Raw genomic sequence first — 23433 nt, forward strand, 5'->3', positions numbered from 1 at the left:
ACTGCTCTAATGCGTGAAGCATGGACGTGTTGCAAACGTTCTGTCAATGATGACAGGTTAGCATTTGGGCGGTATTCAGATAAACTTGCCGAGCTTTTCTGCTGCTAGTCGCAAGTCATCAAGATGGGCAAGCCCCTGTTCCAGAGATAGCCGCTGGGTCGGTGCGTGGAACGACAAGGTGGCGCAAAAATTGTGCCGCGCATCCATGACAGGCACTGCAACAGCAATCATGCCGTCAACGAGCTCTTCCTGATCCGTTGCAAACCCACGCACCCTTGCACGCTCGATTTCCACGCGAAGCATCGTTGTATCGACAATGGTTTTTTTGGTGAAGGACTGCTTGTCTCCGGTGAGGAGATAGCGTTCGAACTCCTCTTCCGGAAGCAAGCTGAGTGTGACTTTCCCTGACGCAGTGGCATGGAGCGGCACACGCGAACCAATATGAAGCGCTATACGCAACGGCCACTGTGTTTCCACGCGATCGACATAAATCATCGCATCATTGTCCGGAACCGCGAGGTTGCAGGTTTCGCCGATCTGCTGATTGAGCCAGATCAGAACATTTCTGCTCGGAAGACTACTCAGTGAAGCGTGCATCGCACCGATTGCCATTTCGCGGAAGCGTGCACCGGGCAGATAGCTCTTCCCATCAATGTTCTTGGTGAGAAAGCCCTGCTCCTCCAGATAGGCGAGCAGACGGTGAACTGTCGGTTTGGGCAGTTTGAGTTCTTCAATGATTTCAGCAGGGGTCATTGCGCGTCTCTGACGCCCCAGCAACTCAAGAATCTGCAGGTTCCTTATACTTGGGCTGGCAATCAGATTATTGGGTTCATTCTTCATGAAAACACTACGTCACACTGAGGTTTCCTAGTGGTTTAACCCAGCCCGGAGACGTAACCAAGCGAATTTATACCCGGTGAATTCAATAAGTTGATATTTTTCGAGACAAACTGTCTCAAAAAATTATTGACTCTCGTGCATTTTGAAACAAGGGTAACGACACTGCGATCCACAGGAGGAGTGTGGATCGGGCCATAACCGTCAAAACGCAGGAGGGCGTCATGTCGGATACAACAGTGGACGCTGTGAGGAGCGGCAGCCAGGCGAATGATGTTAGGAAAGTCGTCTTTGCCAGTCTGATCGGCTCCACCATCGAGTGGTATGACTTTTTTCTTTATGGTGTGGTGGCGGGCATCGTCTTCAACCACCTCTACTTTCCATCGGATAACGAAACTGTCTCCATTATGCTGGCCTATGCGACTTTTGCGGTAGGCTTTGTCGCCCGACCTATGGGCGGCCTCGTTTTCGGACATTTCGGCGACCGGATAGGGCGCAAGGCGATGTTGATCATCAGCTTGCTGATGATGGGCGGAGCTACCGTCGCCATCGGTCTTTTGCCCGGCTATCAAACTATCGGCCTGATGGCACCCGTGACGCTTTTGTTCCTTCGCATCCTCCAAGGCATTGGCATTGGAGGTGAATGGGGCGGTGCGGTGCTGATGGCTTATGAATATGCGCCCAAGGACAAGCGTGGCTTCTACGCTTCCCTGCCGCAGATCGGCCTGTCTCTGGGCCTATTCCTGTCGTCAGGTGTCATGGCGCTCCTGTCACTTCTGCCCGACGAACAGTTCATGATATGGGGCTGGCGTGCTGCCTTTATTGGATCAATCGTTCTTGTCTTTCTGGGGACATGGATCAGGTCCAACATTCAGGAAAGCCCCGAGTTTCAAAAAGCCAAGGCTGCGTCTCGCGGTCGGGATCCAGGTCTGCCTTTCACCACCATGATCAAGCGCTATCCGGGTAACGTCATTCTCGGCATGGGTGCCCGTTACATTGACGGCGTCTTCTTCAACATCTTTGCCGTTTTCTCGATCCTGTACCTGACCCGTTTTGCCGGACTCGATCGGACGGCAGCATTATGGACAGTCTGCGCCGCCGCCGTGGTCATGATCGTATTCATTCCCCTGTTTGGACGCCTGTCCGACCGGGTCGGACGACCTGTTACCTATGCATGGGGATCTCTCCTGCTGGGTTTGAGCGTCTTCCCGGCGTTCTGGCTCATGTCGACAGGCGTTCCCGTGCTGATCGTTCTGGGCATCGTACTGCCGTTCGGCATTATCTATCCCATGTGCTACGGACCGGAAGCTGCCCTGTTTGCAGACCTGTTTGATCCGACTGTCAGATATACTGGGATATCCTTCGTCTATCAGTTCTCGGGCATCATCGCTTCCGGTCTGACACCTATGATCGCCACTTACCTGATGTCCATCAATAACAACGATCCTTTTTGGGTATGCGTCTACGTGGTGTTTGCAGCTGCGGTGTCGTTGGCATCCGCTGTTGCAATCGAGCGCAGGCGAAAGCGGCTCTAGCGGAACCAGCACACCCCAGCGGGCAGCAAGACAGGGATCCGGCCCCGTCGTGCGACACGGACCCTGTTAGGAGGAAGTTCTTTATGAATGAAGTAGCAGACTACATCATAGTGGGTGCCGGCTCGGCGGGCTGCATCGCCGCCAACAGGATCAGTGCGGATCCTTCGGTCACCGTTCACCTGCTGGAAGCCGGCCGCAAGGACCGCAATCCGTGGATTCACATTCCGGTTGGTTATTTTCGCACGATGCACGACCCCAATTACGACTGGTGTTATCAGACAGAACCGGATTCGGGATTGAACGGACGCAGCCTCAGCTGGCCGCGTGGGAAGGTGCTCGGCGGCTCATCTTCGCTCAATGGTCTGCTTTACGTGCGTGGACAGAAAGAAGACTATGATCGTTGGGCACAGTTCGGCAATTCCGGCTGGTCCTGGCAGGATGTTGGCCCAATTTTCGAGAGTTTCGAAACGTTCCATCGCCCGGCAGCCGCAGACCGTGGAACCATGGGTGAGTTGCAGGTGTCGGCCCCACGCCTGAAGCGGGCGATCTGCGAAAAGTGGATCGAGTCCGCCCGTGCGAATGGCTACGATTACAACCCCGACTATAATGGGGCAACGCAGGAGGGCGTGGGGCATTTTCAGCTGACCATGCACAAAGGACGCAGATGCTCTTCCGCAGCCGCATTCTTGCGCCCGATTCGTCATAGACAAAATCTGACCATCCAAACCGATGCCCACATCATGCGTGTCGTCGTCCAGAATGGTCGCGCGACAGGTGTGGAATATCAGCGTCCGGACGGCACCCGCCACACGATCCATGCCAGAAATGAAATCATCCTGTGCGCTGGAGCTATCGGCTCGCCCCAGATACTCATGCTGTCCGGCATCGGCCCGGCTGAACAACTGGCCGCTCACGGCATTTCTGTTCAATACGACGCGCCGGAAGTGGGCCAGAACCTGCAGGACCATTTGCAGGCCCGGCTGGTCTTCAAATGTAACGAACCGACGCTCAATGATGAAGTTCGCAGTCTCATCAAGAAGGCTGCCATTGGTCTCGAGTATGCGCTGTTTCGGACCGGCCCCATGACGATGGCCGCCAGCCTCGTCTTCGGATTTGTCAAGACGCGGCCAGAGCTCGCCACGCCGGATATTCAGTTTCACATCCAGCCATGGTCAGCCGACAGCCCCGGCGAAGGTGTGCATCCTTTCTCTGCCTTCACCCAGTCGGTGTGCCAGTTACGGCCGGAAAGTCGTGGAACAATCACTTTGCGTTCCCGCAACCCCTTCGACCATCCAGTCATTCAGCCCAACTATCTAGCAACCAGAAACGACCAGCAGACATTGGTCGAGGGAATTCGCATCGCACGCCGCATAGCACGGACTGAACCCCTTAAATCTGCCATTGCACAGGAGTTCAGACCGACAGCCGATCTGAATGGCGATGACGAATTGCTGGATTGGGCGCGACGCAATTCCACCACGATCTACCATCCAACCGGCACCTGCCGGATGGGCGTCGACGAACGCAATGTTGTCGACGACCGGTTGCGTGTTCGCGGCATTGAAGGTCTGCGCGTCGCGGATTGCTCGATCATGCCGGAAATCGTCTCCGGTAACACAAATGCTCCGGCGATGATGATCGGCGCGAAACTGGCTCAGATGGTCCTGGAAGACAGGAAACGCGCTTTAACGGCACAAAACGCCGCTACGCCGACCTACGAAAAAGTAGCTTAGGAGAATTCACTGCCATGAAAATGACGACGGAAGAAGCATTTGTTAAGGTCTTGCAGATGCATGGGATAGAACATGCATTCGGGATCATCGGCTCCGCGATGATGCCGGTATCGGATTTGTTTCCGAAGGCGGGCATTACCTTCTGGGATTGCGCCCATGAGACGAATGCGGCGCTGATCTGCGACGGTTATACCCGCGTGACAGGCAAGATGGGCATGGCGATTGCTCAGAACGGGCCCGGCGTAACCGGCTTCGTGACTGCCATCAAGACTGCTTACTGGAACCACACGCCGATGCTGCTTGTCTCTCCACAGGCTGCCAACAAGACCATCGGTCAGGGCGGTTTTCAGGAAGTTGACCAGATGGCCCTGTTCGAAGAGATGGTCTGCTATCAGGAAGAAGTGCGCGACGCGACCCGCATTCCCGAAGTGCTGAACCGCGTGATCGAGAAGGCATGGCGCGGCTGTGCACCGGCACAAATCAACGTTCCCCGTGATTTCTGGACCCAGGTCATCGACGTCGACCTGCCACAGATCGTTCGACTGGAACGCCCGAGCGGCGGACGCGATGCCATTGCCGAGGCTGCAAAACTACTGACCAATGCGAAATTCCCGGTCATCCTTAACGGGGCCGGTGTTGTTATCGGCGGTGCGATCCCTGAATCCATCGCGCTTGCCGAAAGGCTCGATGCGCCGGTCTGCTGCGGCTATCAGCATAATGATGCCTTTCCCGGCACCCATCCGCTGTCCGCAGGTCCACTCGGCTACAATGGCTCCAAGGCCGCGATGGAGCTGATCTCCAAGGCCGATGTGGTTCTGGCGCTCGGCACCCGTCTCAATCCGTTCTCGACCCTACCCGGCTACGGCATCGATTATTGGCCGAAAGATGCAAAGATCATTCAGGTCGACATCAATCCTGATCGTATCGGCCTCACCAAGAAGATCTCGGTCGGCATTTGCGGCGATGCCAAGCAGGTTGCGCAGCAGATTCTCGACCAGATGGGAGCCAATGCGGGCAATGCAGGTCGCGACGAGCGCAAGCAGCTCATCCATCAGCGTAAATCCGCCTGGTTGCAGCAACTTTCCTCGATGGATCATGAGGATGACGATCCGGGCACGCATTGGAATGCCGGTGCGCGCGAGCGCGAGAAGGACCGCATGTCGCCGCGGCAGGCATGGCGTGCCATTCAGGCTGGCATGCCGAAGAACGCCATCATGTCCACCGACATCGGCAATAACTGCGCCATCGGGAACGCCTATCCAAGCTTCGAACACGGACGCAAATATCTGGCGCCGGGCATGTTCGGCCCCTGCGGTTATGGCTTCCCATCCATCGTCGGCGCCAAGATCGGCCAGCCTGACACGCCAGTGGTCGGCTTTGCAGGCGACGGTGCGTTCGGCATATCCATGAACGAGATGACCTCCATCGGTCGCAAGGGCTGGCCTGCGATCACCATGGTCATCTTCCGCAACTATCAGTGGGGTGCTGAAAAGCGCAATACGACGCTGTGGTACGACAACAACTTCGTCGGCACCGAACTCAATCCGAACCTGAGCTACGCCAAGGTGGCGGATGGCTGCGGCCTGAAAGGCGTGACCGTCGATAGCCAGCAGGCGCTGACCGAAGCCTTGCAGACGGCAATCGACGAGCAGGCCAAGGGGGTGACTACCTTCATCGAAGTCGTGCTCAATCAGGAACTGGGCGAACCATTCCGCCGCGATGCGATGAAGAAACCCGTTGTCGTGGCCGGCATCGACAAGGCCGACATGCGCCAGCAAATGCCCGTCTGAACCAGTCCGTCAGTGATCAGGCCGGGAGCGCAACTCCCGGCCTTTTGAAGAGAATGCGCCATGCTGCCGTTGGAAAAGATTTTTGAGAAAGCTCGTTCGAGGCCACGTCACATCGTGCTGGCCGAGGGCGAAGATCCGCGCATCATCGATGCGGCGCTCCGTGCCGAACGCGAAGCCATTGCCCGCATCACGCTTCTGGGCTCCGAAAGCGTCATCAGCAGGCAGATTGACGGCTCAAAGATCGCGATCATAAATCCAGTAGTATCGGGCAAAAGCGCGGATTATGCGCAAAAACTCTATCGGCTGCGTCAGGCCAAGGGCATGACGGAAGAACAGGCCGAGGCGATGGTGAAGACGCCACTCGGCTTCGCCGCCATGATGGTACGCGAAGGCGATGCGGATGGGACGGTGGCTGGCGCAGTCGCAACGACAGCCGATGTGGTGCGCCATGCCCTGCAGATCATTGGTAAGGCCGACGGCGCATCGCTCGTCTCAAGCTTCTTCCTGATGCTGCTGTGCCAGTCTCATCATCAGAAGAAAGGCGCTTTCGTCTTTGCCGATTGCGGCCTCATGGTGGAACCGGATTCCGCACAACTTGCCGACATCGCCATCCAGTCGGCAGATTCATACCGCCAGCTCACGGAAAAAGATGCGGCCGTTGCCATGTTGTCCTTCTCCACCGGCGGCAGCGCTGCGCATGAGCGTGTGTCAAAGGTCGTTCAGGCAACCCGGACGGTGCGGGAGCGTAAGCCTGATCTGTGCATCGATGGAGAATTACAGTTCGACACGGCATTCGTCGAGGCAATCAGCCATGCCAAATCGCCGGATTCACCGCTCAAGGGCAATGCCAACGTCTTTGTGTTCCCCAATCTCGAAGCCGCCAATATCGGCTACAAGATTGCCCAACGTATTGGTGGGGCGCAGGCCATAGGCCCCGTGCTTCAGGGCCTCGCCAAACCCGCTAATGACCTCTCACGCGGGTGCAGCGCTGACGATGTCCTCCACATGATCGCTATAACCGTCAATCAGGCAAAGTGAAGGACAGGTTGCTATGCGCCCAGCCCAAGAGCCAATTGTATTCTAAAGGGCTTGGCGCGGCCCTGAAGCACGGAACCTTTGGCCTTCTCCCCAATCAGGGGAACGCCCAAGGAAAGATTCGGCGTCAGAATTCTCTCTTGGCGTTCCGATTCAAATGGAGAATACGCCATCTATCATAAACATTTAGGAGTAAGAAAGGTAAGCGTAGCTTTGCACTCTCGCTTCCGCGCGATCGATAACGTTCGCAAGGCGGTTTGCATCGGGTAACTCAAGGGCTACGCTCGATCTAAGCGTTATGACGATCAATAAACTCTCCAAATGCCCCTAGCAGTTCTGTAAGTCCCATCTCATAATCGTTGAGCACTATTTCATTTGAGTGCTGGCGCCTTCCGCGCCCGCTCTGGCTCGCCACGGCGAGAGCGGCACCATGCGTGTAGTCGATCAGTATGTGCGTCCAACGAACGGCGTTGCTGCGCTCGCTCAACAAGCGGGTCAACTCATTGGTAATCCTCACGGCATGATCGGGAAAAATCGCTGGCCGCGCAAATATGGCCAAGGTCAAGGCTGGATAGAGAACAACCTTAGAGTAGTATGCTGTGAGAAGACTGTGGACGCGCGCAAGAGCTTCGCCTGTTTCAGACGCCGCGACGTCAGCATACACAAGCTCCGCAAGCGCTTTGATAAGTCCGTCCTGATCCTTGAAATGGTGATAGATTGTCATGGGATTGATGCCCACACGTGTTGCCAATGCGCGCATGGTCAAGCCGTCGAGACCGTCGGTATCGAGTATGCTCAAAGCCTCCGAAAGAATACTCTCCGGCGAAACGGGCTTTCCGTTCGCTGCTGGCCTCCCTCGCCCCCTTGCCATCATTTCATGACTTCGTAATGAGACTGGACCAATCCAGAAGGGAAGGACCTTGTGCCTTTGTGTGCAAGGGCCACATCGCGATGCCCCCCACCAAAAAGGGGGCGTCCGGCACCGAGCAAGATCGGCACTCTCGTGATCACCATGTCACTGATCATGTCAAGTTCGAGGAAAGATCGAATGACGCGCCCTCCATCCACATAAGCGCGTCGAGCGCCCTCGGAGGCAAGCATCGCCATTGCGCTTCCGGGAGATTTGTCCGAAAAGCGAACCTTACCGCTGAGCTCGTATGGCACCTCCTGTGGTGCAAGCTGTTCCGATAGGACCAGTACCGGTCGGGTATAGAACCACTCGCCCATGCTTCGGACCGCCTCGTAGGTGCCCCGTCCCATCACAATGACGTCGATATCCCTGATGAAGTCATTGTACCCATGATCCTCCCCGACTTGATCATGCTCCAGTAGCCAATCGATATCCCCGTCTTCACGAGCAATAAAACCATCGAGGCTCGTGGCGATGAATACATGTCCAGTGACCATTTCGAACTCCATTATTTATACACTGTATAAATAATGGAGTTCGAAGTATGTCAAGGCACTTGCGGGTGCGCTCCCGCCACTTCTCGCTCATACAGATGCCTGTAAGCTTCCCAACCGTCACATATCTTACTGATGTGTCGGCAGTCGGTCCGCTTTTTGCGCGCACGACAAGCAATCCAATGTCCGGAATGAAGACTCGAAGCGGTCATTTGTGGTTTTGATTGCCAGTCAGAGCTTCGCGTATCTCGCGCCCGACCAGATCGCGTCAGTTGTTCCTATATCGAGCAACCCCACGTCTTCATCGTGACGCGGGCGATACAACGTGAGACAGTGACCATGCACATAAATGCGACTGGTCCGGAGCCATCATCTGCCTACGAGTTACATACAGATTCCGATTGAATGCACATAAATATGCGCATATATTTATCGACCAAAGGAGCATATCTTATGCCACAACTGGAATCTGCCCGGACATTCAAGCGCGCAACCAATCTTTCAATCGATAATGAGCTTCTTTCTGAAGCGCGCCGACATAAGATAAATATTTCGCGTGCCGCCGAGAGTGGAATTGCGCAGGCGCTAGCTGCTGCCAAGTCAGCACTTTGGAAAGAAGAAAATCGTCCAGCGATGCAAAGTTCTAATGCTTACGTCGAAGCAAATGGCTTACCTCTTGGACGTTATCGTCAATTCTAATGGCGAGATATGACGTTTACTCCAATCCGGGTGGCGGCTATGTACTCGACGTACAGGCTGACCTACTGGAAGAGCTGAAAACACGTATTGTCATTCCTCTAATTATTAAAGCGCTTGCCCCGATCCCGGCGAAGCGGCTCAATCCGAGCTTCGAGATTGAAGGAGAGGAGCATGTGTTGGTTACACAGTTTATGTCGGCAATTCCGGTGTCCGTATTAAAGAACCCAGTCACAAACCTTTCTGCTTCACATGACGAGATCGTATCCGCGCTCGATATGGCGTTTCACGGGTTTTGAACTCTACCGTTCAGTTATTCAAATGGATGACAACATTGATAACCAGTCAAGAGTCTTGGTTATCACCTCGATTTAAAGCACGTTTCGCCTCGCCCAGAAGAATCAAAGACCTGTAACGATACCTACTACTTTGCCGCGACGGCGGCCTCTTCAATGAGGTCGACAACTTCGTCGGGATGCGACAGAGGTAACAGGTGTCGGTTCTGTTGCAAACTTTTCGTCAATGGATGAACTGATAGGATACGGGCTTTTAATCAGCTGAGTGTTTTAGATGTTCAAAGGCCGCCATTTTGATAAATCAGTCATTCTCCTGTGTGTTCGGTGGTACCTGGCTTACAATTTGAGCCTGCGCAATCTCAAGGAGATGATGTCGGAGCGTGGCATTGGTCTCGATCATTCAACGGTCCATCGCTGGGTCATCCGCTTCAGCCCAAAACTGCTTGAACGGTTCAATCGAAAGAAGCGTCAGGTCACACGCAAATGGAATCTTGATGAGACTTACATCAAGGTCAAAGGCGAGTGGCTGCACTTATATCGTGCCATCGATAGCAATGGCGATACGGTTGAGTTCTATTTCAGCAAACATCGTGATCTGACTGCTGCTAAACGCTTTCTGCGTAAAGCTCTGGCCCGCCACGGTAGGCCGGAACGCATCACCATCGATGGAAGCGAGACCAACAGAATAGCTATAATGCAATGTGATGCTGAGAGCCGACTCAGACAGACTGGCAAACCTATTATCATTCGCTCCAGCAAATATATGAACAACACGATTGAGCAGGATCATCGTCGGATCAAACGACGCACACGCTGCATTCTTGGGTTCAAGTCAGAAACCGCTGCCGGCATCACACTCGCTGGTATCGAATTCATTCACATGATGCGTAAGCAGCAAGGCGTCTTTGAATATCAAAAAGCACTCTCTATCAAACAACAGTTCGAAGCACTCGCAGCATAATTACGTCCAGAGTTAAGCCGTGCTCAATTCAAATCAGATCTTTGCAACACAACCGTTTTTATCCGCACCCCCACCGGGTCAGTTCTCAGCGAAAATCAACACTTTGGGTTGCTCCTGGGTCCTTCACTTGCCGCCCAACCATGATGGTTGGGCGGCTTTTTGTGTAAGCTTCGCAAGTATAGTCAGGTAACGTCTCTCGCAATTTATGGGGGTTTTTTGCACACAACCCGCTGTTTTTCGTGGATTTCCTCTTAATAGTACTTCATAAATTAGAGAATATGAAAATGGGCAATATCTTCGTCTCGTCCATTCGAATGCGAAGATCAAACTTGGGGACACAGACGCTGCGGTCGGAAGGCGTCTTGGGGTAGGAAACATGTCAGTATCGCGAAATACTTCGCGCTGCGTTATCGCGGCGTCCATACTCTTGTTGTCTTCGACAACATTCATTTCATCAGCGCTAGCTCAGAGTGTATTTTCAGGTGGTACGCTTGTTATCTCCGGTGAACAAACCGTCTCGGATGATTTTGATTTGTTAACATCGGGGACGGTTCAAATAAACAGCGGCGGCAATGCAACGCTAACTGGGAATATCGTTACAAATAATAATATGTTGACGTTCTCTACGTTAGGCACGGGGCTGGTTACCGGAAATATTAATGGCGGATCCAGCCTCATCGATAAAACAGGCTCTGGAACACTTGTAATTGATGGTCAGATCAGCGGCGTTGGCACGGGAATCTCAGTGCGAGGGACACTCGTCCTTAACAATGCCAACACATTTGGCGGCGGCTCAGGGTCCATCCTTCTTAGCAACGGCACTATCGTAGCAGGCGATAATAATGCCCTTTCAACAGCGCGAATTACGACAACTTTTGCTACAGGCACTCTCTCTGCCAACAAAGACGTAACATTAGCCAACAATTTCAGTCTGAACACCGATGCCGATCTCGCGGTAGACACGGCCGGACATCAGATATCTTTGACGGGCAGAATTCAGGCGAATTCAGGCGGTGGTTCGGCGGCGCGGCTTATTAAGAACGGTGTGGGCACGCTTACGCTTTCAGGAAACAACACTTATGCAGGCGGCACGGTTCTCAACCAGGGTACGCTTTCTGTTTCCTCTGATAGCAATCTCGGTGACGTCAATGGAGGACTAACCTTCGATGGCGGCGAACTCAAATTTGGCTCAGCCTTTGATTTGTCGACGTCGCGGGCAATCAATCTGTCGGCAGGTGGTGGCACCATCGACATGGCAGGGAACGAGAGCACGATCAGAAGGGCAATATCAGGAAGCGGTGGCCTGACAGTCAAGGATAGTAGCAATTCCGCAATGGTACGCTGACCTTGGAGGGCATGAATGATTATACTGGAGCAACCACGATTGCCGACGGCGCGACGTTAGCTTTATCTGGTCAAGGGCGCGTGAACCAATCAAGCGGCGTTCAAGTTGATGGAACGTTCGACGTTTCCAATGCCAGTTCCGCACAGATTAACAACCTTTCAGGCCATGGAAATGTCGCGCTTGGCAGCAATTACCTGCAAATCAATAACGCCGCTGGAACGTTTAGCGGTGTGATCTCCGGCGTTGGCGGCGTAAATATCGGTAGTGGACAACAAGTTTTCACTGGTACCAATAGCTATACAGGCGGGACAGGCATCATGGCTGGTGCGGTCCTGGAGTTAGGAAATGGCGGTACTGAAGGATCAGTCGCTGGCAGCATAACCAATTATGGCGCGGTTGTTTTCAATCGCTCAGATGACGTCCTCTACAATGGAGAAATTACTGGCAATGGTCTTTTCGCCCACGTCGGCAGCGGAAAGCTCACTCTTACCACCACCAGTAGTTCAAGAGGCGACGTCCTTATTGGACCTGACAGCACACTTCAGCTGGGTAGCGGCGGCACGACTGGACATATTGGCGGCACCAATTTCACTGGAACAATTATCAACCTGGGCACCTTGATTTATGACCGCTCGAATGCCGTTTCCTGGAAAGGTATCTATGCTGGCAACGGTGAAATCATCAAAGAAGGAACCAATACGCTCACGCTGACGGGTGACAGTTCCAATTATGATGGGCTTACTACGGTTAAGCGCGGTAAGCTGATTGTTGGAGACGCACTCGGAAACGGTAAGCTCGGGGGCGATGTAACCGTTTCTGACGGCGCAACTCTTGGCGGTTATGGTACGCTTGGCTCTGGCGCTGGCTCTCTTGTAAGCATCCAATCCGGTGGCATTCTGTCTCCTGGCAACTCGATTGGAACGTTGACGATCAATGGTGACCTGACACTGCAAGCTGGCTCCTTTCTCATGACCGAGCTGGCAGGCGATGGCAGTGCCGACCTCGTGAATGTCACCGGTCGTGCGAACATTGTCGGTTCGCATCTCGTTATCACGGCGCTCGACCCCGAGGTCAGCTACCAGGCAGGCCAAAAATACAATATTCTGTCAGCAGGCAGTTTAGTCAGTGGTCAATTTGCTGATGTGACTTCGAACTCAGCGTTTCTGACCTTCACACTCGATCCAGAACAGAGTTTGAATGCCTTTAACGTTGCATTGACGCCGAAAACTACGGAGCCGGAACCAAACAAGCCCGAACCCGGCGAAAAGCCGGAGCCAAGCCCATTGTTCACGACAGTTGCAAACACGAACAACCAGTTCGCAACCGCTCAGGCACTGGATTCTCTCTCACAGACCGGAAGTTCACTGGCGCTTTACAACAGGCTCCTGATGCTTTCGGCCGACGAAGCCCGTGCTGCTTATGACAATCTGTCTGGTGAAGCATATGCGGCTGCGAAAGGTGCGCTGATCAATCAGTCGCAGTTCATCAACAGCGCTATAACTAATCGACTTCAGCAGGCAAACGGCTCCACGCCGACAGCCCCAGTGGCAACGATGAACTATGTGTCGGAAGCCAAGCAGTCTCAGGCTTTCGATGTCGTGACGCCACAAACGGATACTGAAGATCTCTATACGGGATGGGGATACGCTTATGGAGCCTGGAGCGAACAGGATTCGACCAGCAACACTGGCCGCATGAAATCGTCGGTCGGTGGTTTCGTCACGGGTATCGATAGGCTTGTTTATGAAAACTGGCGTCTCGGCCTTCTTGCTGGCTATAGCCATACCTCGTTTAACGTAGACAGCCGAGCATCTTCTGGCAGCAGCGATAACTACACCCTCGGCGCTTACACGGGCACCGAATGGCAGTTGTCTAACGGCAACGCATTGGCCTTCAGCTCGGGTCTCGCTTACACTTGGCATCAGATAGAAATGAACCGATCTGTCGCCTTCCCCGCTTTCGGCGATAACTTGAATGCGGACTACGACGCAGGAACGTTCCAGATATTTGGTGAGCTCGGATACAAGATCCGTCTGCCCAAGGCAGTGATCGAACCCTACGCCAATCTGTCTTATGTCCGTTTGGGAACTGACGGGTTTGATGAAGATGGCCAGACCGCAGCGGCGTTGTCCATGAATTCCGATACGATGAGCACCACGTTCAGCACTCTCGGCGTTCGGGCATCGACTGGCTTCGATCTTGGAACCATCCCGACAACAGCCCGCGCCGATATCGGCTGGAGGCATGCATCGGGTGACGTGAACCCCGTTTCAACGGCCAGCTTTGTCGGCTCGAACGCTTTCACTGTGGCGGGCGCGCCGATAGCCAAGGACGCGGCAATCATTGAAGCCGGGCTGGATTTCGCGCTATCGAAAGATGCTATTCTCGGAGTGTCTTATAGTGGCCAGTTTGGCTCTGGTGCACAACGAAATGGCTTCAATGCTTCGTTGAAGGTTAGCTTCTGATATTATGTTCGATATCAGACAAAAGAGGGCTACGGCCCTCTTTTGCGTAATCCGTTCAAGCGAAACTCTGAAACAATGAATTTCCAGTTCTGGTCTCGCTTTCCGTGAGTTGAATTAAATACTCACGCCGATAAAATCCAACGAGGGCTTGGAGTTGGAATCATGAAATTTACTACCGCAATCGGAATTATGCTGCTCGCGGCTACCGCGACATCTGCACTCGCGCAGTCCTTACCCCGCTATGACCCCGCAACTTATTGCAAAGGCGTCTCGGACTACAGCGGCGGCTCATCGGTCGTTTACAAAGGATGCATCGAGATGGAGCAGAGCTCTTACAATGAGCTGAAACCAAAATGGGCGGCTCTCTCCTCAAAGACACGAAATCACTGTGAGGAAGTTGCTCGGTACAGTGATGGCTCATACGTTATCCTGAAGGGCTGCGTTGACATGGAAGCTGATGCGGCTGCATCGACACCAGAATTCAAGTTTTAAGATAGCGCGACATGAAAACGATCAGTTTCGCCATTGCGATGTCGGCCGCAACGCTCGTTTCCGGATCAGCGCAAGCTGAGGACCAGTTCTGGGTAAAAGTCGAAGCTGTCGAGCGCAAAACCTGTCCTAGCGTTAAGTGTGGAACGGTCGGAAAGCTGCTCTTCCGTGAATCGGCGAAAGTCCTGGAAACGAAAAATGGATGGGGCCGCGTAACCCATTTTTATGATGCCTCGTGTTCAGGCGGCAAATCCCAGTATGTGGATTCAGGACGAGCGGTTTGTGACAAAACCAATGGGATCGTTGGCGGCAAGTTCGCCGAGTGGGTCAAACTGGATGGCTTATCCAAGGATAGGCCACCGAAACCCGAAGCTGGAAGTTCAGCCATTGAACAAGCGTTGAAAGATTCCGACAGATACGAAGAACACAGGGACCGTTTCCTCGCGGCAGCTGAAGAATTAATGGTCTCAGGCCAATGCACGCTGCAAGACTTTATTGATGAGGGTGGCTGGATGCGCTCGACACAAAAAAGCAGAGGTGTCGGCATCTATTTTACTTATTGCAACGGAGGCGCAAAGCGAGTCTATCTCGACGTGAACACGGGTAAGGTTTCCACAAATTAGTAGATAAAAGGTCTATTTGTCTCTGTGATGTAAACAACGTTATACGGTATTAGGCGTTTGCAAAGGCTCGATGTACTGGACAACAAATTTACCGAGCTCCGAAGGGTTGTGTTGCAAAGATCTGATTTGAATTGAGCACGGCTTAACTCTGGACGTAATTATGCTGCGAGTGCTTCGAACTGTTGTTTGATAGAGAGTGCTTTTTGATATTCAAAGACGCCTTGCTGCTTACGCATCATGTGAATGAGTTCGATACCAGCGAGTGTGATGCCGGCAGCGGTTTCTGACTTGAACCCAAGAATGCAGCGTGTGCGTCGTTTGATCCGACGATGATCCTGCTCAATCGTGTTGTTCATATATTTGCTGGAGCGAATGATAATAGGTTTGCCAGTCTGTCTGAGTCGGCTCTCAGCATCACATTGCATTATAGCTATTCTGTTGGTCTCGCTTCCATCGATGGTGATGCGTTCCGGCCTACCGTGGCGGGCCAGAGCTTTACGCAGAAAGCGTTTAGCAGCAGTCAGATCACGATGTTTGCTGAAATAGAACTCAACCGTATCGCCATTGCTATCGATGGCACGATATAAGTACAGCCACTCGCCTTTGACCTTGATGTAAGTCTCATCAAGATTCCATTTGCGTGTGACCTGACGCTTCTTTCGATTGAACCGTTCAAGCAGTTTTGGGCTGAAGCGGATGACCCAGCGATGGACCGTTGAATGATCGAGACCAATGCCACGCTCCGACATCATCTCCTTGAGATTGCGCAGGCTCAAATTGTAAGCCAGGTACCACCGAACACACAGGAGAATGACTGATTTATCAAAATGGCGGCCTTTGAACATCTAAAACACTCAGCTGATTAAAAGCCCGTATCCTATCAGTTCATCCATTGACGAAAAGTTTGCAACAGAACCCAATACGCCTGTTCTTATATGCGACGATGAAATGGCACACCAGAGTTGCCATCCGTGACAACTATCCAAGGAACTATGTCAACTGCTGGCTCGCGGAGTTTTTATCACTACCTACAGATTGTTTTTTCCGAATCCATTGCTTGACCAAGGCATGATTACGAAAATATTCGCTCCACGAAATGCTTGATCTTATTTCCACATTAAGCATTGATCTATATATTCTACGATCGAGCCAATTCCGACTAGCAAACCAGGAGAAAATCCACGTGGCTAATGAAACGATTACAGACACAAATCCGACTGTAACGAAAACTGATGATGCTGAACCTGTCGGCAACCAACCAAAGACGCGCGCTCCGCGGAAAAAAGCCGCACCAAAATCAAAACGAACTGGAACCGCCTCTTCTCCAGCTGCAACCAAAGTTGCTATCAAGGCCGCTAAAGCGGTCAAAGCTGCTTCAAAGGCTGAGCCCGCTACACTACCGCCGTTGGAGCGCAAGCGCAACAAGTACACGCCGGCTCAGCGTGCCTCCATTCTCGCTTCTATCGAGAAAGCAACAAAGGGTGGAAAATCCACTCTCAAGGTTGCTTTGCAGCAGGCTGAAGTGAGCGAACAAACCTACTACAACTGGAAAAACGCTGCTGCAAAGCACAGACCCGTGTCATCTACGGGCTTGTCCAGCGATGATCTTTCGAGTTTGGTTGCACTTGAAGCGGAGAACCTCAAACTACGCAAGGAACTTGCTGCAAAACTGCGCGCCGAGAATGAGGAATTGCGTAAACGTCTCGGCCGGGCTTGAGACGAGCCGTTGCCAGTATCTGCACCAGAGACCCATCCAGACAGGTGACTCCTGCACAAGTCACCTGTTACGGATTTTCATGCCTGAATGACTTTGGAGATCAGCGCCGCGTTTTTTGTTTGGTTGCTGGATCAAGTACATCGTTCACCACTCGCTCTCAATGGGGGCGATAGATTGTCTACAACCAGCTCAGGAAGCCGATGCAGTCGTACCAGTTTTACAGCAATCCACGCCTACCCGATGACATACCAATAAGCTGCGTCCGTCCGGATCAACCTCATTTGCGATCACGTCGACAGTGCACCCGCTGGTAAAAGCGGACGCTTTCACGAAGTAGCAAATCTTGCCCCGAGAAGATGTTCTTTAGAATATCGAAGCGCGCGGCAACACCACCCGCCACCAGCACAGGTTTTCTGGCCTGCCAACCTATTGCGGCTATCAGCCGGCCCGACGGAGCCAAACTGGAGATCAATCAGGTGTGAGTGCAAGTGTCGCCGAGGTTGTGTCGGGGCTAACAGCATCAAGGAAAGTCACAGTAGGAATGAAGAACAGTGAGCCTGTTACCGCACGACTGAAATCGAGAATATGATCGTAAGTGCCGGGTGGATTGCCGATAAACATATTCTCCAGCATTTTCTCGATACGAGACGGCGAACGGGCGAAGCCGATAAAATAAGTGCCGAATTCTCCTTTGCCTACTGCGCCAAAAGGCATGTTGTCACGCACGATCTGAAGCTGTTCTCCGTTCTCTTCAATGTTCGTAAGTACATTGTGAGCATAAGGCTTCTTTTGCTCATCGCGTTGCTCAATATCAGACAGCTTGTGCCGACCTATTATGTTTTCCTGTTCCTCGATCGGGACTCTGTTCCAGCTATTGAGGTCATGAAGATATTTCTGGACGATCACGTAGCTGCAGCCGGAAAATTCAGGATCCTCGTTTCCAATGAGAGTTGCTGCAAGAGCGGCCTGATCGACTGGATTTTCGGTACCGTCGACGAAACCCAAGAGATCGCGGTCGTCGAAAAACTTAAAGCCGTGCACCTCATCGGCAACGGAAACACAACCTACAAGCCGCGACATGATATGACTTGCCAACTCAAAGCACTGGTCCATGCTGTCTGCCCGGACATGGAATAGAATATCACCGGGTGTCGATACGGCGGTATGAACGCCGCGTATCTCACGGAATACATGCAACTCCTTCGGCCTCGGTGAACCGAAGAGACGGTCCCAGGCCCGCGCTCCAAAACCGGTGACGCAGGAGAGTTGCCCATTCAATCGCCGGAAACCGACACCTCGCACCAGGCTCGAAAGATCAGCGCACAGACCACGCACAGTCTTTTCTGCTTCATGACCGTCATTCATAGTCACGACCAGAAAGATCGCTGCTCTCGTCAGTTTTCCGACAACGGACTGCGAAACCGGGAGAGATGAAATATCGTCTATGGCCATGTTCACTCCGTCTCGGCAGATATTAGGTTTCCAGGGCTTGGCAACCCCTCAACTATGATTACCCAAAGCCAGACTTTCCGCCAAGCTATATCAACCGGCAACCAAAACGATCCACTTATCGGAGATAAGTGGACTTTTGCCCGGCACACACGGACAGCACGGCACGAGCTATGCACTTTCGCGCGGGTGATTGGAACAGCTGACGATGCCGCCATAACCTGCGCAAATGGTTTAAAACTGGTGTCATCGAAGGCTTCATTACTGCTTCAAACGGCTCGGCCAATTCGATCAGGTAGCGTTTGATGAACGTGCTACGATCACCAAAAAAGGACGTTGCGATCGGAACATTCCAGCAATACACCCCCGAACATCTGGCGGGGGGAAGATACAACGAACAGAGGATCGGGCGAGTTTCTAAGGCCATCTTCAATCAAATCTAATCAGGGGGCGACGTCAAATGGTCAGGCAGACGGAATGCCAAAAGCCTCGATTGTTTTAAAGATTCGCTCCGCAATAAGCGGAACTGAAAGTCACTGAACGTAAAAAACCAAGTTCGCATGGACTTCGAAAACTCTATAAATGCCCTTCCGAGACTCCCGTGATGTTCACTCGGTTCGTCAGGCTAAATTCTCTTTTAATTATGTCACGTCGTTCGCCAGCGCTGAAGCATTGACTTTTGTCAGTATCGATGACTAATGTCAGAACACCGAGGAAAGAACCCCAATGCCCGTCCGACCGATTGACCAGATCATCCATAAGGCCGCCTGGCTATATTATACGCACGGCCTGCGCCAAGACGAGGTAGCGCAGCGGCTTGAAATCTCCCGCGCTTCGATTGCGATGTATCTGCGCAAGGCCCGCGAGATGGGGATCGTCACGATCTCGACCTCCTCAGAACTGTTTTCAGACGATGTGCTGGCGCGTGAACTGGAAGACGCGACAGGCCTGAACACTGTCTGGCTGGTGCCGGAAGACCGACAAGCGATGGATCCAGCTGCTGAAATGCCTGTCGTCGCAGCTTCTGTTTTCCTTGAACTCCTCAACAAGGGCGACCGCGTCGGCGTTGCCTGGGGCCGCACCGTCTATCACATTGCCGACGTAATGCCTTTCGCAGATCTGAGCAGCGTTACCGTTGTTCAGCTCTGCGGCAATCTCGGTGCGCCCTATTCCTATAGGCCGGACCAATGCACTACGGAAATCGCTCGCCGCCTCAATGCCGAAGGCATCAACTTCTACGCGCCGCTCGTTCTCTCTTCCGAGCGCCTCGCTGACGAATTGCGCGGTGAACCTGTCATCAAAGAACAGCTCGCTACAATCCCGGACTGCAATCTGGCGCTTTATTCCGTCGGCGGTATTGAGGATGACAGCCATCTCGTTAAATGCGGCGCGCTTTCGGCTGCCGACATGCATGCCATGGGCGAAAAGGGCGCTGCCGGGGTCATTGCCGGTCAGCTCATAGATCGCGATGGCCAATGGCTGGATTGCAATCACAACAGGCGCTGCATTTCCGCCGACCTCGCCTCCATTCGCGCCATCAAGAAACGCATGCTTGTCGTGCAGGAAGACAACAAGTTCGAGCCCCTGGTGGCGGCGTTGAAGGGCGACTTTGCTTCCCATCTCGTCATTACCACCTCCATGGCGCGTCGGATTTTGGATCGCTGGAGCGAGGATGGGCTCGGCAAAGGCGGTTCAAGCAAGGCTTGAGCCAGAAAAGTTTGGGTCCGCCGATGCCGGTCGGGCCGGTTTATCGGGAGGCTGACTACCATGGAAAATCTCTGGCGCGATGACGAAGCGGAAAAGGTCATCGCCGAATACGCCGCGAAAGGCGTCAACCGCGATTTGGCGCTGCGTACCTATACGACGCGGCTTCTGGGTGGCGAGCCACGACTGGTGCTACATGGCGGCGGCAACACGTCGGTAAAAACCGAGGTAACAGACCTCGTCGGCGACACGCATGCGGTGCTCTGCGTCAAAGGCAGCGGCTGGGACATGGGAACTATCGAACCGGCAGGCCTGCCCGCTGTGAAAATCGACGCCCTTCTCAAGAGCCGCAAACTCGACAGGCTTTCGGACGAGGATATGGTGACGCTGCTGCGCGCCAATCTCATCGAACCCGCCGCTCCGAACCCTTCGGTAGAAGCGCTACTGCATGCCTTCCTCCCGCACAAGTTCATCGACCACACGCATTCGACGGCTATTCTCGCCATTGCAGATCAGGCCGAGAGCCAGAAGATGAGCACAGAACTCTTCGGCAAGAAAATGGGCTTTGTGCCCTATATCATGCCCGGCTTCGCGCTCGCCAAGGCGGCCGCCGAAGTGTTCGAACAGGACCCGACGGTTGAGGGCCTGATCCTCGACAAGCACGGCATCTTCACCTTTGGCGACACTGCGAAGGAAGCCTATGACCGGATGATCCACTATGTCACGGTCGCGGAGGATCACGTCAAGAACCACGGTCGCAATCCGTTCACGCCCGCCACCCTCCCTGCTTCGCTGGCAAGGCCCGGCGATATCGCCTCCATGCTGCGCGGCGCAGTTGCCGTCGACAAGGGAGAAGGTCGCTACGACCGGATGGTCAGCGTTTTCCGCACAACTCCGGCTATTCTCGATTTCGTCAATGCCCGCGAGGTCGCGGACATGGCGGCGCGCGGTGTCTCCACACCCGATCTTTCAATCCGCATCAAGACCGGCCCTATGGTGTTGCCCGCACCGGCCACGGATGATCTCGCCGGCTACCGTGCCGTCATCGACCAGCACGTCGCAACCTTCGTCGCCAATTACACCGAATATTTCCGTAGCAACGATGCGCGCGACGATGTCAAGCGCACCATGCTCGATCCCATGCCGCGCCTGACGCTGGTGCCCGGCCTTGGCATGTTTGGCCACGGTCGCACCTTCAAGGATGCGACCATCGCCGTCGATGTCGGCGAGATGTGGATCGAAGCAGCACGCGATGCAGAATCCGTTGGTCGCTTTGAGCCGGTCAGCCGTCCCGATCTCTTCGATCTCGAATATTGGTCGCTCGAACAGGCAAAGCTCGCGGGCGCCAAGCCGAAACCGTTCACTGGGCAGGTCGCTGTCGTCACTGGCGGTGCGGGAGCCATCGGTGCTGCCGTCGTCAAGGCCTTTGCAGCCGAGGGCGCTCATGTCGTTGCGCTCGATCTCGATGGCGAGAAGGCTTCGGCGGTTGCGAAGGCTGCCGGAAACAGTTCCATCGGCATTGCCTGCGACATCACCGATCCCGCATCTGTGCGAGCCGCCTTTGATAAGGCAGTCGCAACATTTGGCGGCGTCGATATTGTGGTGTCAAATGCCGGCGCGGCCTGGGAAAGCCCTATCGCCACGATGGACGACACGCTGCTGCGCAAGAGTTTCGAGCTCAATTTCTTCGCTCATCAGACTGTCGCACAAAATGCCGTGCGCATCATGAAGGCACAGAAAACCGGCGGCGTACTGCTGTTCAATGCCTCCAAGCAGGCGGTCAATCCGGGCGCAAAATTCGGTGCCTACGGCCTGCCGAAAGCGGCAACGCTCTTCCTGTCACGCCAGTACGCGCTGGAACACGGTGCCGACAACATCCGCGTCAATGCGGTTAATGCCGATCGCATCCGTTCCGGCCTGCTGAACGATGAGATGATTGCCAATCGGGCTGCGGCTCGCGGCCTCTCCGTCAAGGACTATATGGGCGGCAATCTGCTTGGCCTTGAAGTGACGGCTGAAGATGTCGCCCGTGCCTTCGTGCACCATGCACTAGCCGAACGCACGACGGCCGACGTGACTACCGTCGATGGCGGGAATATCGCGGCAGCCATGCGTTGATTTTTCGGGCTGGTGCAGACAACTTCCTCAGCCTTTCAGACATATAGAAAGGGGCGGTCCGATGGACCGCCCCTTCTTCATTCCGTCATGCCTAGAGCGGTTGTTTCACCGCATTATCCTACGCAAAGCCGCTTCGCACCTTTGCTGGAAATGCTCTAAATCAGGGCTTCGGCATCCATGCAGGCATGGCAACATCGGCATGGGCGAACTGCGGCAGTTTCGTGCCGAGCTCTTCCATATTCTTGATGTCCTGATCGTTGAGATCTTTCTGCGTAATCAGCGTCGGCGGCACGATGACCTGCTTGCCCGGATTTTCACCGGCCAGCAGCATGGCGAGCGAGCGCACGGAAACCTGACCAACCACAGCCGGGTTGGTCGCTGCTGTCGCGACCCATGCAGAACCGGATTCACGCATGGCGGCGATGTCGGAGGTCGAGATATCCGCCGAGTAAATTTTCACGTCGGAAGACATGCCCGCTTCGTCGACCGCAATCTTCACGCCCTTGGCGAATTCGTCATAGGGTGCAAACATCACGGTGATGTCGGGGTTGGCAGAAATCACCGAGCGCGCCTGATTGGCAACCGAATTGGCGATGGGATTATCCATCGTGCCGAATTGGGCAGCTTCCTTGATGCCCGAATATTTCGCTTTGAACTCTTTCCATTTCTCGTCACGACGGTCGAGCGGCGCGATGCCTGCGACATAGACATAGCCAGCCTTGAAGCTCTCGCCATTGTCCTTGATCGCCTGTTCAAGTGCCAAACGAGCGAGGTCATGATCGGACTGCTCGACTTGCGGGATCTTCTCGTTCTCGACATTCACATCGAAAGCCACCACCTTGATGCCCGCGTCGACCGCACGCTTGGCGGCTTCCTTCATAGATTCAGTCAGGCCGTGCTGGATGATGATGCCCTGCACACCAAGCGCAATGGCCTGATCGACCATATCGGCCTGCAGAGCTGCATCCTGACGGCTGTCGAACACCTGAAGCTGGACGCCCAGCGCCTTGGCCTGTGCTTCAACGCCCGCGAGGTAAGACTGGAAGAAGTCGCCGGTCGACAGATAGCGCACGAGTGCGATCTTCACCTCACCCGGCTTGTCGAAAGGTTTCGGCATATCCGCCGCAAGGGACGGCGTGGCAAATGTTGCTGCAGCCATCAGCCCGAGCGTCAGCTTGCCCAGGGTTCTACGCGTGAAATTCATGTCAGTCTCCTCCACTGATCAATATTGTTAGC

General features: G+C 53.9%; 20 protein-coding genes. 14 read left to right on the plus strand and 6 right to left on the minus strand.

Features of this window, described 5'->3' with window-relative positions; all coding sequences use genetic code 11:
• Window positions 1-75: 75 nt before the first annotated feature.
• Window positions 76-753 carry an IclR family transcriptional regulator gene (locus tag LJ361_RS10705; RefSeq protein ID WP_010660445.1) on the minus strand — a complete coding sequence of 226 codons (678 nt, stop codon included), beginning with the start codon at window positions 751-753 and terminating at the stop codon, window positions 76-78.
• A 308-nt stretch (window positions 754-1061) separates the two neighbouring features.
• Here LJ361_RS10705 and LJ361_RS10710 point away from each other — a divergent pair, with 308 nt between their 5' ends.
• The 4 genes from LJ361_RS10710 (at window position 1062) to pta (ending at window position 6933) form a co-directional block, all read left to right on the plus strand.
• On the plus strand, window positions 1062-2372 hold the full coding sequence (locus tag LJ361_RS10710) for an MFS transporter (RefSeq protein WP_051129071.1): 1311 nt from the start codon (window positions 1062-1064) through the stop codon (window positions 2370-2372).
• Window positions 2373-2455: 83 nt separating this feature from the next.
• On the plus strand, window positions 2456-4105 hold the full coding sequence (locus tag LJ361_RS10715) for a GMC family oxidoreductase (protein ID WP_010660447.1): 1650 nt from the start codon (window positions 2456-2458) through the stop codon (window positions 4103-4105).
• A 14-nt stretch (window positions 4106-4119) separates the two neighbouring features.
• Entirely contained in the window at window positions 4120-5895 is a 1776-nt protein-coding gene (gene xsc, locus LJ361_RS10720; protein WP_012092919.1) for a sulfoacetaldehyde acetyltransferase, read from the plus strand.
• A gap of 60 nt (window positions 5896-5955) precedes the next feature.
• Window positions 5956-6933 carry a phosphate acetyltransferase gene (gene pta / locus LJ361_RS10725; protein WP_010660450.1) on the plus strand — a complete coding sequence of 326 codons (978 nt, stop codon included), beginning with the start codon at window positions 5956-5958 and terminating at the stop codon, window positions 6931-6933.
• A gap of 286 nt (window positions 6934-7219) precedes the next feature.
• Here pta and LJ361_RS10730 read toward each other — a convergent pair whose 3' ends face one another.
• Together LJ361_RS10730 and LJ361_RS10735 are read right to left on the minus strand one after the other, a co-directional pair.
• On the minus strand, window positions 7220-7729 hold the full coding sequence (locus LJ361_RS10730; protein ID WP_235691795.1) for a TetR/AcrR family transcriptional regulator: 510 nt from the start codon (window positions 7727-7729) through the stop codon (window positions 7220-7222).
• A 71-nt stretch (window positions 7730-7800) separates the two neighbouring features.
• Entirely contained in the window at window positions 7801-8337 is a 537-nt protein-coding gene (locus LJ361_RS10735; protein WP_010660452.1) for a dihydrofolate reductase family protein, read from the minus strand.
• Window positions 8338-8787: 450 nt separating this feature from the next.
• Here LJ361_RS10735 and LJ361_RS10740 point away from each other — a divergent pair, with 450 nt between their 5' ends.
• The 7 genes from LJ361_RS10740 to LJ361_RS10770 all read left to right on the plus strand — a co-directional run bounded on the left by LJ361_RS10740 (window position 8788) and on the right by LJ361_RS10770 (window position 15209).
• Window positions 8788-9033 carry a type II toxin-antitoxin system CcdA family antitoxin gene (locus tag LJ361_RS10740; protein WP_010660453.1) on the plus strand — a complete coding sequence of 82 codons (246 nt, stop codon included), beginning with the start codon at window positions 8788-8790 and terminating at the stop codon, window positions 9031-9033.
• Window positions 9033-9329 (plus strand): CcdB family protein, encoded by a 297-nt coding sequence (locus tag LJ361_RS10745; RefSeq protein ID WP_010660454.1) that lies wholly within the window; start codon window positions 9033-9035, stop codon window positions 9327-9329. Before LJ361_RS10740 ends, LJ361_RS10745 begins: the two co-directional genes overlap by 1 nt.
• Window positions 9330-9600: 271 nt before the next feature.
• Window positions 9601-10287 carry an IS6 family transposase gene (locus tag LJ361_RS10750; protein ID WP_191192558.1) on the plus strand — a complete coding sequence of 229 codons (687 nt, stop codon included), beginning with the start codon at window positions 9601-9603 and terminating at the stop codon, window positions 10285-10287.
• 376 nt (window positions 10288-10663) lie between these two features.
• The gene (locus tag LJ361_RS10755) at window positions 10664-11632 is read left to right on the plus strand and encodes an autotransporter-associated beta strand repeat-containing protein (protein ID WP_264813491.1); all 969 of its coding nucleotides are present in this window, start codon (window positions 10664-10666) and stop codon (window positions 11630-11632) included.
• Window positions 11633-11643: 11 nt separating this feature from the next.
• Window positions 11644-14097, plus strand: coding sequence for an autotransporter domain-containing protein (locus LJ361_RS10760; RefSeq protein WP_264813492.1), 2454 nt, complete (start codon window positions 11644-11646; stop codon window positions 14095-14097).
• Window positions 14098-14259: 162 nt separating this feature from the next.
• Window positions 14260-14589 (plus strand): hypothetical protein, encoded by a 330-nt coding sequence (locus tag LJ361_RS10765; RefSeq protein WP_010660457.1) that lies wholly within the window; start codon window positions 14260-14262, stop codon window positions 14587-14589.
• An 11-nt stretch (window positions 14590-14600) separates the two neighbouring features.
• The gene (locus LJ361_RS10770) at window positions 14601-15209 is read left to right on the plus strand and encodes a hypothetical protein (RefSeq protein ID WP_010660458.1); all 609 of its coding nucleotides are present in this window, start codon (window positions 14601-14603) and stop codon (window positions 15207-15209) included.
• A 158-nt stretch (window positions 15210-15367) separates the two neighbouring features.
• On the opposite strand, the gene LJ361_RS10775 is transcribed toward LJ361_RS10770, so the two are convergent.
• On the minus strand, window positions 15368-16054 hold the full coding sequence (locus LJ361_RS10775; RefSeq protein ID WP_029928553.1) for an IS6 family transposase: 687 nt from the start codon (window positions 16052-16054) through the stop codon (window positions 15368-15370).
• 338 nt (window positions 16055-16392) lie between these two features.
• On the opposite strand from LJ361_RS10775, the gene LJ361_RS10780 reads away from it, so the two are divergent.
• Complete coding sequence (locus LJ361_RS10780) at window positions 16393-16926, plus strand: transposase (protein ID WP_029928555.1); 534 nt, start codon at window positions 16393-16395, stop codon at window positions 16924-16926.
• 468 nt (window positions 16927-17394) lie between these two features.
• Here the strand turns inward: LJ361_RS10780 and LJ361_RS10785 are convergent, their stop codons facing one another.
• Complete coding sequence (locus LJ361_RS10785) at window positions 17395-18378, minus strand: Dyp-type peroxidase (protein WP_010660460.1); 984 nt, start codon at window positions 18376-18378, stop codon at window positions 17395-17397.
• 723 nt (window positions 18379-19101) lie between these two features.
• Between LJ361_RS10785 and LJ361_RS10790 the strand changes: the two genes are divergently transcribed.
• Together LJ361_RS10790 and LJ361_RS10795 are read left to right on the plus strand one after the other, a co-directional pair.
• Window positions 19102-20082, plus strand: a complete 981-nt coding sequence (locus LJ361_RS10790; RefSeq protein ID WP_029928557.1) for a sugar-binding transcriptional regulator — start codon at window positions 19102-19104, stop codon at window positions 20080-20082.
• A gap of 60 nt (window positions 20083-20142) precedes the next feature.
• Window positions 20143-22197: a bifunctional aldolase/short-chain dehydrogenase gene (locus LJ361_RS10795; protein ID WP_010660462.1), complete on the plus strand. Its 2055-nt coding sequence runs from the start codon at window positions 20143-20145 to the stop codon at window positions 22195-22197.
• A gap of 160 nt (window positions 22198-22357) precedes the next feature.
• Here LJ361_RS10795 and LJ361_RS10800 read toward each other — a convergent pair whose 3' ends face one another.
• On the minus strand, window positions 22358-23401 hold the full coding sequence (locus tag LJ361_RS10800; RefSeq protein WP_010660463.1) for a substrate-binding domain-containing protein: 1044 nt from the start codon (window positions 23399-23401) through the stop codon (window positions 22358-22360).
• Window positions 23402-23433 lie beyond the last annotated feature (32 nt).

This window comes from Brucella sp. JSBI001 (assembly GCF_026014005.1).
Classification (GTDB): domain Bacteria; phylum Pseudomonadota; class Alphaproteobacteria; order Rhizobiales; family Rhizobiaceae; genus Brucella; species Brucella anthropi.